Below are 15,310 nucleotides of genomic sequence, written 5' to 3'. Positions count from 1 at the left end.
AGGGTAGAAGGCGCGCGGGGCGGCGCGCCGTACGGCCCGCCCGGATCGAGGTCAAGACCTGGTCAAACCTGACCGGGGCGGAGACGCGGCGGCCCGCAGGAGCGGCGATACAGCGGGCGGCGGCGGGGTGGTCCTGCCCCGTGGATCAGTCCTCGGAGCGGTTCTGGCCGGCGCGCCAGCGGATGCCCGCGTCGATGAACGCGTCGATCTCTCCGTCGAACACCGAGGAGGGGTTGCCCTCCTGGTACTCGGTGCGGAGGTCCTTGACCATCTGGTACGGGTTCAGCACGTAGGAGCGCATCTGGTCGCCCCAGCTGGCCTTCACGTCACCCGCGAGCTCCTTGCGCTCCGCGGCCTCCTCGGCCTTCTTCAGCAGCAGCAGCCGGGACTGCATGACCCGCAGCGCCGCAGCGCGGTTCTGGATCTGCGACTTCTCGTCCTGCATCGAGACCACGATGCCGGTGGGGATGTGGGTCATGCGCACGGCCGAGTCGGTCGTGTTCACGCTCTGGCCGCCGGGGCCCGAGGAGCGGAACACGTCGACCTTGAGCTCGTTCTCCGGGATCTCCACGGAGTCCGTGGACTCGATCAGCGGGATCACCTCGACCGCCGCGAAGGAGGTCTGGCGGCGCCCCTGGTTGTCGAAGGGGCTGATGCGCACGAGGCGGTGGGTGCCGCCCTCGACGGAGAGGGTGCCGTAGGCGAAGGGCGCGGAGACCTCGAAGGTGACGGACTTCAGGCCCGCCTCCTCCGCGTAGGAGGTGTCCATGATCTTGGTCGGGTAGCCGTGGCGCTCCGCCCAGCGCACGTACATGCGCAGGAGCATCTCGGCGAAGTCCGCCGCGTCGACGCCGCCGGCGCCCGCGCGGATCGTCACGACCGCATTGCGCTCGTCGTACTCGCCGGCGAGCAGGGTGCGCACCTCGAGCTCGTCGAGGGACTTCTTGATCGAGCGGTACTCGGACTCCGCCTCGGCGAGGGTGTCCTCGTCGTCCTCCTCCGCGGCGAGCTCGACCATGACCTCGAGGTCCTCGATGCGGCTGGAGAGCTCGGAGATGCGGCGGCGCTCGGCCTGGGCGTGCGAGAGGGCGGCGGAGACCTTCTGGGCGTTCTCGACGTCGTCCCAGAGATCGGGCGCGGAGGCCTGCTGCTCGAGCCCGGCGATCTTCTCGTCGAGGGCGTCGATGTCCGTCACCTGCTCGATCGACGAGAGCGTCGAGCGCAGATGGGGGATCTCTTCGGAGAAGTCGATGGCAGCCACGAGGGGGGAGTCTACGGCAGGGGCGGCCGGGGGCCTGCGGGATCGCCGGGTGCGACGGTCGCGGGGCGTCCCATCTCACGGACGTGACCCGCCTCGATCGCCTGCCCGATCTCCTCGCCGATCGCCTCCAGCAGCTCCTCGCCGCGGGCGATCGCGTCCTCGACGCCGTCCGCGCGGGAGACCAGGTCCAGGGCGCGGCGGATCCCGGTCTGCTCGAGCTGCTCGGGGCCGAGGGTGACGGCTCCCGCGACCGCCCACACCGGGATCCCGGCGGCGACGGCGCGGCGGGCGACCTCCGCCGGGCCCTTGCCGTGCAGGGTCTGCTCATCGAGCTTCCCCTCCCCCGTCACCACGAGATCGGCGCCGGCGAGACGCTCGTCGAAGCCGGCGAGCTCGAGGACGACGTCCGCCCCGGAGCGCTGGGTCGCCCCGAGCAGCAGCAGGGCGAAGCCGGTCCCCCCGGCAGCCCCGGCGCCGGCGGCGCGCGCGTGCCCACCGTCGGGGTCCAGGAGCGCGGCCGCGCTCGTGAGGATCGCCTCCGCCTCGCGCACGCCGTCCTCGTCCAGGCCCTTCTGCGGGCCGTACACCGCGGCCGCGCCCTCGGGGCCGAGCAGGGGGTTCGCGACGTCGTTCGCGGCGATCAGGGTCACGCCGTTGAGGGCGGCGAGGGCCGGGGCGACGTCCGCCTGCGCGAGCTGCTCGAGCCCGGCGAGACCCGGGGCGATCGGCTCGCCGCCGGCGGCGAGCAGTCCCGCGCCGAGGGCCTGGAGCAGTCCCGCGCCGGCGTCGGTCGAGGCGCTCCCTCCGAGACCCACGACGATCGTGCGGGCTCCGGCGCCGACGGCCGCGTGGATCAGCTCCCCGAGCCCGCGGGTCGAGACAGCGCGCGGGGCGAGGTGCCCGCCCGGGAGCGCCGCGAGGCCCACGGCGCTCGCGAGCTCGAGCACGGCGACGTCCCCGTCGAGGGCCCAGGTCCCCTCGCGCGGCTCGCCCGTGGGCCCGGTGATCCACGTCGTGCGCTCCTCGGCGCCGGCGGCGATCGCGGCGTCGACCGTGCCGTCGCCGCCGTCCGCGATCGGGCAGCTCGCGAGCGAGGCTCCGGGAGATGTCGCCGTGATCCCGCGGGCGAGGGCGGCCGCGACCTGCGCGGCGGTGAGGGAGCCCTTGAACTTGTCCGGGGCGAGCAGGACGGCCGTCATGCCGAGGCTCCCGGGTGCGGGGAAGGAGCGGTTCTCGGGTGCGACGGCGTCATCGGCGGGTCTCCGGGTGGTGCGGGCGGGACGGGCGCTGCGGGCGGCGGCTCTGCGGCGCGTGCTGCACGCACGCTAGTCGACGGCGCTCACCGGGGTCGACGTGCGGCCACGGGTCGGGAGGGGCGTGAGCCGGGCGCGCGCATCCTGCCCATCGGTCGGTGCCGGGGTCGGCGGGCGGGTGCGCCCGTCCCGATCAGCGGGCGCGCGACTCGCCCTCGACATGGAGCGGGATCGAGGTGCCGCTCCGGCGCGTGAACCATCCGGCCAGCGGCGGGTCCGTGCGCGCGGAGAGGACGATGCGCACGGTGCCGTCCGCCTCCACGCTCACCTCGTCGAGCCCGATGTCGTGGGTGCGGGTGGTGTCCAGCGGGTAGCGGGAGAGCTGCTCCTCCGCGGCGGCCCGGGCCGAGGACTCCGTGATCGGGGAGGAGTCGCCGGCCGTGTAGATCTCCTCCATGTCCACTCCCTGGGCAGCGGCGAGCGCGATCGAGTCGGCCGCGGACTGCAGCTCGTTGCGCTCGAGGTGCACCCCGGTGATCGCGGCGCCCACGGCCATCACCAGCAGGATCACGACGAGCACCCCGGTGGTGAGGACGGTCATCGATCCCTCGCTCGCGCGGATCGCCGCGCGCAGGGAGCGCGGTCCGGGACCGTGGGGGCGGGCGCGATGCACGGGACGGGGCACGGCGCTCATCCGTTCGGCGCCCGATAGCGGTCCACGGGCACGGCGTGGGTCGCGCTCACGGCGACCGGTCCCCCACCGCCGAGGACGGGTCCGAGGCCCGGCACCGGCACGGGGATCCGCACCTGCGCGGTGACGAGGCCGCCGGGGGTCGAGCAGGGATCCTCGGTGCAGGAGATCGTCACGACGTCCTGGGCCTCGAGGCCGAAGTCCTCGAGCACGAGCCGGGTGTGCCGGGCGGCGCGGTCCCGGGCCGTGCCCGGATCCTCCTCGACGGCGTGGATGCGGGCGGCGTCGCGGGCGACGACGTCCGCCGCGAAGACCGCGGACTGCACCGAGCCGAGGGTCAGCACGAGGTACAGGGTCGGGATCAGGAGCGCGACGCCGAGCACGACGAACTCCACGAGGGCGTTGCCGTCCTCCCCCGCGGGCCCGGCGGTCCGGACGCCGCGCCGCGCGCCCGCCGGGAGGTGGCGGCCAGTGGCGAGGCGGAGCTCGGCGCCGGGTCCCCGACGCCGTCGCGGGACCGGCCGCCCGCTCACCAGGACTCCTCGTCCAGGGCGCGCCCCTCGACGTGCAGGGAGGCCTCGGGACCCAGCAGTCCCACGAGCGGGAGCGTCGCCTCGACCTCGACGGTCACGAGGCCGTCGGCGTCCTGGGAGGCCACGGCATGCGCGTCGTATCCGGAGCCGAAGCGCTCGGCGATCAGCCGCTCCGCCCGGAGCGCGCCGTCCTCCGGGGTGGCGCCCACGAGTGCCGCCCGGTGCGCGCCCTGGACGGCCGCGTCGGTGAGCGTGTTGCGCGTGTGCAGGAGCAGCGCCGCCTGCACGATCGTGAGGGCGATGACGATGATCAGCGCCGCGACCATCGGGAACTCTGCGACGGCGGAGCCCCGTTCCGAGGCGAGCTGGTCCCGCAGTCGGTCGAGGCGGATCGGCCGTGCGCGTGAGAAGGCTCCGGTCGCCGTCGCCACCGCCGTTGGGCGCGATGCCGGACGAGACGTCGGGGACAGGTCTGATGGACGCGTCATCGACGAGGACCTCCTCTCCGGGCTGGTCGTGCGGGATGTCAGGACGGGACGGGAACGCTCAGAGCGAGCCGCCGAGGAACGGCGCCATCGCGTTCTCGAAGATCTGCACGATCTGGTCGCTCGCCACGGCCCACAGGGCGATGACGATCCCGGCGGTCATCAGGGTGATGAGGACCCAGCCGGGGACGTCCCCGCGCTCGGAGCAGAGGCGGGAGGCGAGGGCGGCGAGCAGCCGGCGGTGGACCGGCGGCTTCGGGCGGGCGAGGTGGGTGCGGTGCACGGTCATGGTGTCCTCCTCGGACGGTTCGGTGTGCGTGCGATGCAGGGACGGATGGGCGGGGTGGGACAGGTCGGCGCGGAGCGCCTCACAGCGCGATCTCCAGGACGGCGAGGCCGGGGAAGATCGCGAAGACGATGACGAGCGGCAGGACCAGGAACACGACGGGGACGAGCATGACCACCTCACGGCGGCCGGCGGTCTCCATGAGGTCCCGCTTGGCGGACTCCCGCGCGTCCTGCGCCTGGGCGCGGAGCACGTCCGCGAGCGGGGTGCCGCGCTCGATGGCGACGGAGACGCCCTCACCGAACCGGGCGAGTGCCGTGAGCGGGGTGCGCGTGCCGAGCGCCGCGAGCGCCGGGGCGACGCCGGTCCCGGCGTGGATGTCCGCGACGGTCGCCGCGAACTCGTCCGGCAGCGCACCGGTCGAGGAGCGGGCGACCCGCTCCATCGCCCCGATGGGGCTCTCGCCGGCCGCGACGGCGAGCGCGAGGAGATCGGCGACGGTGGGGAACTCCCGGGCCATGCGCGAGGCGCGGCGCTTGATCTCCATGGTCAGCAGGTAGTCGCGCAGGAGGACCCCGAGGATCACGCCGATCGCGACGATGAGCAGACCCATGAGGGGGCTCGTCCCGCGCAGGCCGATCGCGGCGAGCGCGACGCCGAGGCCGACCACGAGGCCGATCGCACCGAGAACCACCTGCTCGATGCGGAAGGAGTCCACGCTGCTGCGCCGGCCCGCGAGGCGCAGCCGCTTCTCGAGCTGCTCCGCGCCTCCCGTGAGCCGCTCGAGCAGGCCGAGCGCGTGCTGGGCGACGGGGCCCAGGAGGTTCTCGACCACGAGGCGGGCGCGGCCGGAGGAGGGCGAGGCGTCGAGCAGGGCGCTGTCCGCGGCGCGACGCAGGTACGGGTCGACGCGCGCGGCGAGGTCGCGGCGTCGCAGCCAGGGCAGGAACCCGCTGATCAGGACCAGCCCGACGCCGAGCATGAGGCCCAGCAGGGCTCCCGCGACGACGGTGCTCGGCCCGGTCATCGCAGCACCCGCTCGTCCTGAGGGAGCCGCGCGATGACGAGCATGACGCGGTAGGCGATCACGGAGACGACGGCGCCGCCGAGGATCATCACGAGCCCCGCGCTCGAGTCGTAGGCCTGCGCGGCCTCGGGCCGCGTCGCCATGAGGGCCAGCACGAGCCACGGGGCGACGAGGGCGAGGCGGGCGGCGTTCACGGTCCAGGACTGGCGGGCCTCGATCTCCGCGCGGGTCCGGGCGTCCTCGCGCAGGAACGCCGAGAGCGTGCGCAGCAGTGCGCCCAGGTCGGTGCCTCCCACGTCGCGGGTGATGCGCAGGGCCTCGACGATGCGGTCGCCGACGGGATCCGCGAGGCGCACCTTGAGCCGGTCCAGGCTCGAGGCGAAGTCACCGCTGGCCTGGTAGTCCCGCCCGAACTCGGTGAACGCGGGACGCAGCTGCTCGGGGCCCTTGCGGCTGAGTTGGACGAGGGCCTCGGGCAGCGAGAGCCCCGCCCGGATCGCGGAGTTGATGTGGTCGACGGCCTCCGGCCACACCTCGCGCAGGGCGGTGGCGCGACGCCGCGCGGCGGAGCGCAGCAGCAGGACCGGGAGGCCGCTCGAGGCGGTGCCGATGGTGACCGAGGGGACCACCGCGCCGGAGACCGCCCACAGCGCCGCGGCGACCACCAGCCCGAGGCCGGCGCTCAGCAGGGGGACCGCGATCGGCGGGACCGTCCCGAGACCGACGACGACGAGGTCGTCGCGGAGCCGGTCGAGGACCTCGCCGATCCGGCCGCGGCGCGCGGTGGATCCTTCCTGCTCCCAGAGCGACCACCAGATCGCGAGCAGCCCGAGGCCCAGCACGAGGCCGACGAAGGCGCCGTCGATCATGCCGCCTCCCCGGGCGCGAGGATCCTGCGGAGGTCGACGCCGGCACGGGCGAAGCGGTCCGGGTGCGGCGGGTGCCCGTCGCCGCGGACGAGGCGGTCGCCCTGGACGCTGAAGAGGTCGGAGACCTCGATGACCTCGTCCTCGACGCGCCCGGAGAGGCCCACGATCTCGCGGACCCGCCGGCGGCCGTCGGCGAACATGTCGAGGTGGACGACGATGTCGATAGCGCTCGCGACGGTGGGGACGACGAAGCGGCTCGCGACGTTCTCCCCGGCGAGCAGCGGCAGCGTGCAGAGCTTCGCGACCGCGTCCCGCGCGGAGTTCGCGTGCAGGGTGCAGAGTCCGGGCAGCCCGCTGTTGAGGGCGATGAGCATGTCCAGCGCCTCCGCCTCGCGCACCTCCCCCACGACGATGCGGCTGGGGCGCATGCGCAGCGCCTCCTTCACGAGGCGCCGCATGGAGATCTCGCCGGTGCCCTCGAGGTTCGCCTGGCGGGTCTGGAGGGCGACCACGTCCCGCAGCGGCAGCGCGAGCTCGAAGACCTCCTCGATGGTGACGACGCGCTCGCGGGGCCCGACGGACTGGGCGAGGCAGCGCAGGAAGGTCGTCTTCCCGGCACCGGTCGCGCCGCTGACGATGACGTTGAGGCCGGCGGCGACGGCGGCGTCGAGTAAGGCCGCGGCCTGCGGGGTGAGCGAGCCGAGCTGCACCATGCCCTCGAGGTCGTGGGCCTTGGCGACGAACTTGCGGATGTTGACGGAGGCGTGGCGCCGGGTGACCGAGGGGATGACCACGTGGAGGCGGGAGCCGTCCGGCAGGAGAGCGTCCACGAAGGGGGTGCTGAGGTCGAGCCGGCGCCCGGAGCTCACGAGCATCCGCTCGACGACCCCGCGCACCTCGTCGTCCGTCATGACGATCGTGGTGAGCTCGCTGCGCCCGTTGCGGGCGCAGAAGATCTGAGTGGGCGAGTTGACCCAGATCTCCTCGACGCCCGGGTCGTCGAGCAGGTCCTGGAGGGGGCCGAAGCCGCCGATCCTCGCCGCGACCTCCGCGACCACGAGGTCCGTGTCGCGCATGGTGGGCACGGCGCCGCCCGCGGCGCGGCGGTCGTAGTCGGTGACGACCTCACGGATGAGCGGCTCGAGCCCGTCGGCGCGCGCATCGAGGCCGCGGCGGCGGATCAGCTCCCGCGACTCGGCCTCGATGATGGTGGCGGCGTCCATCCCACTCCCCTCGGCGGTTGACGATCGCGGGCGGCGCCGACCCCTCGGTCGGTCCCGCGTCGTTCCTCGCCGGTCACTGTAGGAAGCGCGGCACCCCGCCCGCTCGCCGCTCCCCGAGAATGTGGACAACTCTCCCAGACTCCTTTCGTGCAAGGATGTCGGTGCAGGTGACACACCGTGGCGCCGCCGCGCGCCCCGTCCCGTCAGGAGCACGTTCATGGCACTGTCCTCCGCATCGCCCGGCTCGAACGGCGAGCTCGACTCCTCCCCCCGGCTCAGCCGGCCCACGCTGAAGTACATGGCCAAGCGGGTCCTCTCGGAGTTCTCCCGGGACGGCGGCACCGATCAGGCCGCGAAGCTGACCTACTTCATGGTGCTGTCCATCGCGCCGACCCTGCTGGCCGTCTTCTCCCTCGCGACCCTGCTGCTCTCGAGCATCAAGGACCAGATCTCCCAGCTCCTCGTCGACGCGATCAACAGCGCGGCCGGCGGCAGCGGACTGGGCGCCGAGGGCGCCGTGAAGTCCACGGTCGACTCGCTCATGGGCTCCGCGAGCGGCGGCACGATCGCGCTCATCATCGGTATCGCGACCGCGCTGTGGTCCGCCTCCGCGTACGTGAAGGCCTTCGGCCGCGTCGCCAACGACATCTACGAGGTGCCCGAGGGCCGTGGCCCGATCCGTCTCAACGGCGGCATGCTCGCCCTCACCGCCGCGCTCGTCCTCGGGATCCTGCTCGTGCTCGTCTCGATCCTGCTCAACGAGACGATCGTGCAGGGCGTGCTGGGCCCGATCGCGGACTCGATCGGCGCGGGCGGCGTGCTCACCTTCCTCATGGACTCCTTCCTGCCGATCTGGGCGTGGGTGAAGTGGCCCGTCATCCTGCTGCTCGCCTTCGCGCTCATCTCCCTGCTCTACTGGGGCGCCCCGAACGTCGACAAGCCGTTCCGCCTCATCTCCCCCGGCGGCGTCGTCGCGATCATCGGCGTGGCCGTCGCCGCGGTCGCCGTCTCGATCTACATGACCACCTTCGCGAGCTACTCGAGCTACGGCGCGATCGGCGGCATCATGGCCGTGCTGTTCGCCCTGTGGATCATGAACATCGTGGTGCTGATCGGCGCGGAGGTCGACGCCGAGTTCGAGCGCGCCCGCGAGCTCGAGGCCGGGCGTCCCGCGGAGGACGGCCTCGCCCTCCCGCTGCGCGGCGAGAAGGGCGCGCAGAAGGCGGAGTCCAAGCACGAGAAGCTCGTGGACGAGGGCCGGGACATCCGCCTGCGGAACCTCCACCGTGACGCCGACTCCTACACATCCGAGGAGTACCGCCTGACCCCGCGCGAGACGAGCGGGGAAGGCGCCGCCGGCGGCGAGGGCGCCGGGACGGACGAGACCGGGTCCAAGGACTCCTGACATGTGCGGTCGCTTCGCCTTCTACCAGGAGATCGATCCGCTGCTCGACGACCTCGACGCCGTGGACCTCACGGACGGCGAGCTGCGCCGGCGCTGGAACGTGCCGCCCAACGCCCCCATCCACGTGGTCACGGAGTCGGTGGACAAGGAGTCCGGTGAGGTGGTGCGCGCCCTCCGGGTCGCCCGCTGGGGCCTGCTGCCGCCCTTCGCGAAGGACGAGGCGTTCTCCTCGCGCACCTTCAACGCGCGGCGGGAGACGATCGAGGAGAAGCCGAGCTTCCGCGGGAGCCTGGGCCGCTACCGGGCGATCGTCCCGATGGACGGCTACTTCGAGTGGGTGCGCGGCGAGGGCGGGCGCTCCAGGAAGCAGCCGTACTTCATCACCCCGCAGGACGGCTCGCGCCTGTACATGGCCGCGCTCGTCTCCTGGTGGAAGGGCCCGGGCCATCACGAGGGCCCTGCGGCGAGCACGGACGGCACCTTCCTGCTCAGCGCCACGATCATCACCCGCGAGGCGACCGGGGAGCTCGCCCGCATCCACGACCGCACCCCCGTCATGCTGCGCCGCGACGCGGTGGACGCCTGGCTGGACACGTCGATGGACGACCGGCACGACGCGGCCGCCTGGATCCGCGACGACGCCCACCTCCTGGACGATGCGACGCTCGAGCTGCGCGAGGTCGGCCCCGCCGTCGGGAAGGTCGGCAACGACGGCCCCGAGCTGATCGAGCCCGAGGAGCGGCTGCTCTGACCCGCCCGACCCCGGGCGGAGGCGCCCTCCGCCCGCAGGATGACGACCGCGGGCGGCGCCGGCCCCTACGCTTCCGGACATGACCCCTTCGAGCCACCCGGCACCGGCGCGCCCCGAGCGCGGCCGCCGGGACCCCTTCCGCTGGGTCATCGACCATCCGGGCACGGTGGACGCCGCCGTCTTCGGTGCGGCGGCCGTCGCCCTCCTGGGCTTCACGCTGCTCACCGGCGCCTGGGGCTGGTGGCTGCCGGCGACCCTGCCCATGCTCGGCGCGGCCGCCGTGTGCCGCAGCCGCCCGGGCCTCGGCGTCGCGCTCATGGCCGCGTTCGCGCTGCTCCACATGCCGCTCGTGCCCGTGGTCCTCGGCGACGCCCTGACCTTCTACGCGATGTTCTGCGCGATCGCCTACGGCCGCCCGCTCGTCCACGCCCTCGGCATCGTCGCGGGCGTCGTCGGCGCGCTCGTCCAATCGGCGTACTGGGCGCTCCACGCGCTGCTGAGCGGCTCGTCCTCCCCGCTCGAGGCGCTCGTGACCCTCATAGGGCTGCTTCTCGCGGGGACCGTGGCGCTCGTCGCCGTCTGGGCGCTCGCGAACCTCCAGCGCGCCCGCGTCCAGCAGATGCGGCTCGTCGCCGAGCGCGCGGAGCAGGCGGAGCGGGAGCGGGAGCAGCGCACCGCCCTCGCGGTCGCCGGCGAGCGCAGCCGCATCGCCCGGGAGATGCACGACGTCGTCGCCCATTCCCTCTCCGTGATCATCGCGCAGGCCGACGGCGGCCGCTACGTCGCCTCGGTGCGCCCGGAGCAGGCGGCGGACGTCCTCGCGACGATCGCCGACACGGGCCGCTCCGCCCTCGCGGACATGCGCTCGCTGCTCGGCGTGCTGCGCCAGGACGACGAGACGAGCTACGGCCCCCAGCCGGGTCCCGAGATGCTGCAGGAGCTCGTGGCCCGGGTGCGCACGGCAGGACTCGACGTCGACCTGCACGTGGACGGGCGCCTCGACGACCTCCCCCGGTCCGTCGGCACCTCCCTGTTCCGTCTCGTGCAGGAGGCGCTGACGAACACGCTCAAGCACGCGGGCCCGCGGGCGACGGCGGCCGTGCGCGTGCGGCGCTCCGCCGGGGGCCTCGAGGTCGAGGTGATCGACGACGGCCAGGGCACCGATCCGGCCTCCGACGGGCAGGGCCACGGCATCACCGGCATGCGCGAGCGCATGAGCGTGCTCGGCGGGACGCTGCAGGCGGGCCCGCTGCCCGGGCACGGCTTCCGGGTGCTCGCCCGGATCCCCCTCGGCGCCCCCGCATCGACCTCGCCATCGGCCCCGACGTCCTCGCCGCCCTCGAGCTCCTCGTCGGCTCCCGCGGCCCCGTCGGCCCCGCCGTCACCGAACGTCCCGCCCCATCCCGAGAGGACACTCCCGTGAGCACTCCCGCCTCCTCCCCCGACGCCACCGGCGGCCGCCCCCTGCGCGTCGCCCTCGTCGACGACCAGCCCCTCGTCCGGGCGGGCTTCGCGATGGTGATCGGCACGCAGGACGACCTCGAGGTCACCGTCCAGGCCTCCGACGGCGCCGAGGCGGTCGAGCAGCTGCGCGCCCACCGGGTCGACGTGGTGCTCATGGACGTGCGCATGCCGCGGATGGACGGCATCGAGGCCACCGCGCGCATCCTCGAGCAGTCCCCGCCGGACCGCGCCCCCAAGGTCATCGTCCTGACCACCTTCGACCTCGACGAGTACGTCGTCTCCGCGATCCGCGCCGGGGCGAGCGGCTTCCTGCTCAAGGACGCCCAGCCCGAGGACCTCCTCGCCGCGATCCGCACCGTCCACCGCGGCGACGCCGTCATCGCCCCCTCGGCGACGCGCCGCCTGCTCGAGCGGGTCGTGAGCACCCCCGAGCCCCAGCAGCGCGACACCTCCGTGCTCGACGCGCTCACGGAGCGTGAGCGGGAGGTGCTCGTGCTCATGGGCCGCGGCTGCTCGAACCAGGAGATCGGCGCCCAGCTCTTCGTCGCCGAGGCCACCGTCAAGACCCATGTGGGGCGCGTCCTCGCGAAGATCGGCGCACGGGACCGCGTGCAGGCCGTCATCATAGCCTTCGAGACGGGGCTCGTGACGCCCGGGGAGGGCGGGGCTCCGCCCTCGGTATGACATCGGGGGCGTCCTTCCCCCTCCCGCGGTGGAGGGCGCGGGGCCCGTGGACGGATGCCCGGGGTGCCCGGCGCGGGCGAGGATCGACGAGGATCCCGACCCCGTCCCGAGGAGAGCAATGAGCCAGCCGTCCCCGTCCGCCCTCGCCCCCGCCACGAGCGCGGGCACGGGCCCCGCCCTCGTCGCCCGCGATCTCGTGCGCACCTACGGCAGGGGCGAGGGCGTCGTCACGGCCCTCGACCACGTCGACGTGGACATCGAGCGCGGCGCCTTCACCGCCGTCATGGGCCCCTCCGGCTCCGGCAAGTCGACCCTGCTGCACGTGCTCGCCGGGCTCGACACCGTGGACTCCGGCTCGATCCTCCTGGACGGCACCGAGATCACGGGCCTGCGGGACGATGCGCTGACCCGACTGCGCCGCGACCGCATCGGCTTCGTCTTCCAGTCCTTCAACCTGCTGCCCATGCTCACCGCGGAGCAGAACATCCTGCTCCCGCTCGAGCTCGCCGGCCGCCGTGCGGACCGCGCCTGGCTCGACACGATCACCTCCGCCTTCGGCCTCACCGACCGGCTGGGCCACCTCCCCTCGCAGATGTCCGGCGGGCAGATCCAGCGCGTCGCGATCGCCCGCGCCCTGGTCACCTCCCCCGCCGTCGTCTTCGCGGACGAGCCCACCGGCAACCTCGACTCCCGCACCACGGAGGAGGTCCTGGACTTCCTGCGCCTGAGCGTCGACGAGTTCGACCAGACCGTCGTCATGGTCACCCATGAGCGGGACGCCGCCGAGCGCGCGGACCGCATCATCACCCTGGCCGACGGCCGCCTGGCCTCCGACGAGGACCTCCGCGGGGCCCGCCGATGAGCGCCTCCGCACGCCGCGTCCCGATCCGCCTGACCCCGATGCGCCGCCACCTCGCGGCGATCCTCACGGTGGCCCTCTCCTGCGCGTTCGTCGCGGTGATGGTGCTCGCCGGCAACCTCGTGCAGGAGTCCCTGCGCGCCTCCACCGCCCAGACCTACTCCGGCGCCGACCTCGTCGTCGAGAAAGAGATCCCGGACGACGCCTGGGAGAGCACGACGCCGCTGCCCGCCCCCGAGGTCGCCGGCACCGAGGACGTCTGGCCCCTCACCCAGGGCTTCGCGCAGCTGACCTCCTCGGCCGTGGCCGACGGTCCCTACCTGCAGGTGGTCCTCACCCCGCCCGGCGAGGACACCCTCGAGGAGGGCTCCCCCGCCGCGGACGACTCCCAGGTGGTGCTCGACCGGACCGCCGCCGACGCCCTCGAGGTGGGGGTCGGCGACACCGTCACCCTGCCCGCGGGCACGATCGTCCCCGAGGACACGACCGATCACACGCTCACCGTCTCCGGCATCGCCCCGGCCGCCGAGGGCGCGGCCCTCGGCGCGACCCCGCGGATCCTCGCGGACGACGCGAACTCCGCGCTCCTGCTCGGCCCCACCCGCGGCACGACGACGGACACCTGGCTCGCGACCGTCCCCGCCGGCACCGATCCCGCCGACGTCGCCGCCGCGGCGAGCACCGGCGGCACGACCGTCACCACCGTCGAGGACGCCGAGCAGGAGGCCGTCGACCAGCTCATGACGGGCTTCGCCGCCCTCGGCGTCATCCTCGGCGTCTTCGTCGTCATCGCGCTGTTCACGAGCGCCGTCGTCATCGCGAACACGTTCACGGTGACCGTCGCCCAGCGCACCCGATCGCTCGCCCTGCTGCGCACCCTCGGCGCGACCCGCGGCCGCGTGGGCCGCATCGTGCTGCGCGACTCCGCCCTGGTGGGCGTGGTCGGCGCGGTGCTCGGCGTGATCGGCGGGCACCTGCTGGTGCAGGCCGCGCTCGCGGGGGCCGCCGCCGCCGGCTGGCTCGACGCGGTCATGGCCGTGCCCGTCTCGCCCACGTCCGTCCTCGTGCCGATCCTCGCGGGTCTCCTCCTCACCGTCCTCGCGGGCCTCGCCCCGGTGCGGGCGGCGACACGGGTCGCCCCGCTGCAGGCGCTGCGCTCCGTCGCCGCCCCGCCCCGCGGCGGCTTCGGGGTGCGAGGCGTGCTCGGCGTGATCGGCGCCGGGGTGGGTCTCGCCCTCATGATCGGCGGCGCCGTGCTCGCCGGCTCCCACCCCCTGCCGGGCATCCTCCTGGCGGTGCTCGGCGGGCTGCTGAGCTTCGGCGGCATGCTGCTCGCGCTCGTGGTGCTCACCCGGCCGCTGGCCCTGCTGCTGGGCCGCGTCGCCGGCCGGATCGGCGGTCTCCCCGCGCGGATCGCCGGGGCGAACATCGCCCGCAGCCCGGGCCGCAGCGCCGCGACCGTCGCCGCCCTGCTCATCGGCACCACGCTCATGACGATGATGGCCGTCGGCGCCCGCACCACCGAGGCGTCACTGACCGCGGAGCTCGACTCCAACCGGCCCATCGACCTCGTGGTCTCCGCCGCCGCCATGCCGGAGGACGCCGCGGCGCAGATCGGCGCCGTGGACGGCGTGCGCGTCGCCGAGTCCGGCACCGTCGGCAGGATCGACGTCGGAGCCGACGAGCCCCTGCTCGTCTACGGCCTGGACCCCGAGACCGTGCGCGAGACCTCGCACCGACCGGCCGTGGCCGACGAGCTCGCGGACGACACCCTGCTCGTGGGTTGGGAGCGCGCCGAGGAGACAGGCCTGCAGGACGGCGAGAGGATCACCGTCCCCACCGCCGACGGCGGCACCCGCGAGCTCACCGTCCGCTACGACGCGAACCTCAAGATGCCGATGCTCACGCCCGGCACGCTCGAGGCCGTCGCCCAGGGCGGCACCCGCCCCGTGGTCGTCGCCGACTTCGAGGACGAGGGCACCGCCGCCCGCGGCGACACCGACGCCTACGGCATCGTCGACGCCGTGTACCTGGTGACCTCCGGGGACGGGTACTCGGAGGCCGACGTCGTCGCCGGCGGCGCCGAGCGCGAGATGTACGGCCAGGTCCTGCGGGTCCTGCTCGGCATCACGGTGGGCCTGCTCGCCGTCGCCGTGCTCGTCGCGCTGGTCGGCGTGGCGAACACCCTGAGCCTCGGCGTGGTCGAGCGGCGCGGGGAGAACGCGCTGCTGCGGGCGCTGGGAACCACGCGCCGCCAGATGCGCGCGATGCTCGGCTGGGAGGGCGTGCTGCTCGCGCTCATCGGCGCCGCGCTGGGGATCGTCCTCGGCGCGGTCTACGGAGGGCTCGGCGTCATCGCGCTGCTGGGCTCCGCCGTCGCGGTGACCGTGACGATCCCCTGGGGCCAGGTGGTCCTGGTGGTCGTGGCCGCCGTGCTCGCCGGCTTCCTGGCCTCCGTGCTGCCGGGTCGCTCCGCGGCCCGCACGGCCCCGGCCGCGGCGCTCGCCGCCGCGGAGTGA

15 protein-coding genes are annotated in these 15,310 nt (G+C 74.2%); 6 read left to right on the top strand and 9 right to left on the bottom strand.

What is annotated here, in order from left to right; translation table 11 throughout:
* Nucleotides 1–145: 145 nt before the first annotated feature.
* From prfB to ACYVAP_RS05935, 9 genes are all read right to left on the bottom strand, one after another.
* Nucleotides 146–1,261 (bottom strand): peptide chain release factor 2, encoded by a 1,116-nt coding sequence (gene prfB / locus ACYVAP_RS05975; protein ID WP_264449361.1) that lies wholly within the window; start codon nt 1,259–1,261, stop codon nt 146–148.
* Between the two features lie 11 nt (nt 1,262–1,272).
* The gene (locus tag ACYVAP_RS05970; RefSeq protein WP_498859961.1) at nt 1,273–2,460 is read right to left on the bottom strand and encodes a glycerate kinase; all 1,188 of its coding nucleotides are present in this window, start codon (nt 2,458–2,460) and stop codon (nt 1,273–1,275) included.
* Between the two features lie 247 nt (nt 2,461–2,707).
* Entirely contained in the window at nt 2,708–3,208 is a 501-nt protein-coding gene (locus ACYVAP_RS05965) for a pilus assembly protein TadG-related protein (protein WP_498859960.1), read from the bottom strand.
* Nucleotides 3,205–3,738: a hypothetical protein gene (locus ACYVAP_RS05960; protein WP_498859959.1), complete on the bottom strand. Its 534-nt coding sequence runs from the start codon at nt 3,736–3,738 to the stop codon at nt 3,205–3,207. Before ACYVAP_RS05960 ends, ACYVAP_RS05965 begins: the two co-directional genes overlap by 4 nt.
* Nucleotides 3,735–4,169, bottom strand: a complete 435-nt coding sequence (locus tag ACYVAP_RS05955; protein ID WP_498859958.1) for a TadE/TadG family type IV pilus assembly protein — start codon at nt 4,167–4,169, stop codon at nt 3,735–3,737. The genes ACYVAP_RS05960 and ACYVAP_RS05955 overlap by 4 nt, the downstream gene beginning before the upstream one ends.
* A gap of 115 nt (nt 4,170–4,284) precedes the next feature.
* Nucleotides 4,285–4,512, bottom strand: a complete 228-nt coding sequence (locus tag ACYVAP_RS05950; protein ID WP_498859957.1) for a hypothetical protein — start codon at nt 4,510–4,512, stop codon at nt 4,285–4,287.
* A gap of 79 nt (nt 4,513–4,591) precedes the next feature.
* The gene (locus tag ACYVAP_RS05945; protein WP_498859956.1) at nt 4,592–5,536 is read right to left on the bottom strand and encodes a type II secretion system F family protein; all 945 of its coding nucleotides are present in this window, start codon (nt 5,534–5,536) and stop codon (nt 4,592–4,594) included.
* Nucleotides 5,533–6,405 carry a type II secretion system F family protein gene (locus ACYVAP_RS05940; RefSeq protein ID WP_498859955.1) on the bottom strand — a complete coding sequence of 291 codons (873 nt, stop codon included), beginning with the start codon at nt 6,403–6,405 and terminating at the stop codon, nt 5,533–5,535. Before ACYVAP_RS05940 ends, ACYVAP_RS05945 begins: the two co-directional genes overlap by 4 nt.
* Nucleotides 6,402–7,628, bottom strand: a complete 1,227-nt coding sequence (locus ACYVAP_RS05935; RefSeq protein WP_498859954.1) for a TadA family conjugal transfer-associated ATPase — start codon at nt 7,626–7,628, stop codon at nt 6,402–6,404. Before ACYVAP_RS05935 ends, ACYVAP_RS05940 begins: the two co-directional genes overlap by 4 nt.
* Before the next feature lie 217 nt (nt 7,629–7,845).
* Here ACYVAP_RS05935 and ACYVAP_RS05930 point away from each other — a divergent pair, with 217 nt between their 5' ends.
* From ACYVAP_RS05930 to ACYVAP_RS05905, 6 genes are all read left to right on the top strand, one after another.
* Entirely contained in the window at nt 7,846–9,033 is a 1,188-nt protein-coding gene (locus ACYVAP_RS05930) for a YihY/virulence factor BrkB family protein (protein WP_498859953.1), read from the top strand.
* A gap of 1 nt (nt 9,034) precedes the next feature.
* Nucleotides 9,035–9,784, top strand: a complete 750-nt coding sequence (locus ACYVAP_RS05925) for an SOS response-associated peptidase (protein ID WP_498859952.1) — start codon at nt 9,035–9,037, stop codon at nt 9,782–9,784.
* Between the two features lie 79 nt (nt 9,785–9,863).
* Entirely contained in the window at nt 9,864–11,207 is a 1,344-nt protein-coding gene (locus tag ACYVAP_RS05920; protein ID WP_498859951.1) for a sensor histidine kinase, read from the top strand.
* Nucleotides 11,204–11,932 (top strand): transcriptional regulator, encoded by a 729-nt coding sequence (locus tag ACYVAP_RS05915; protein WP_498859950.1) that lies wholly within the window; start codon nt 11,204–11,206, stop codon nt 11,930–11,932. Before ACYVAP_RS05920 ends, ACYVAP_RS05915 begins: the two co-directional genes overlap by 4 nt.
* Before the next feature lie 118 nt (nt 11,933–12,050).
* Nucleotides 12,051–12,794, top strand: coding sequence for an ABC transporter ATP-binding protein (locus ACYVAP_RS05910; RefSeq protein ID WP_498859949.1), 744 nt, complete (start codon nt 12,051–12,053; stop codon nt 12,792–12,794).
* Entirely contained in the window at nt 12,791–15,310 is a 2,520-nt protein-coding gene (locus tag ACYVAP_RS05905) for an ABC transporter permease family protein (protein ID WP_498859948.1), read from the top strand. Before ACYVAP_RS05910 ends, ACYVAP_RS05905 begins: the two co-directional genes overlap by 4 nt.

Source organism: Brachybacterium horti (genome assembly GCF_054777615.1).
The sequence above is the reverse complement of the archived record's forward strand: the minus strand, read 5'-3'. Positions and strand labels throughout refer to the sequence as shown.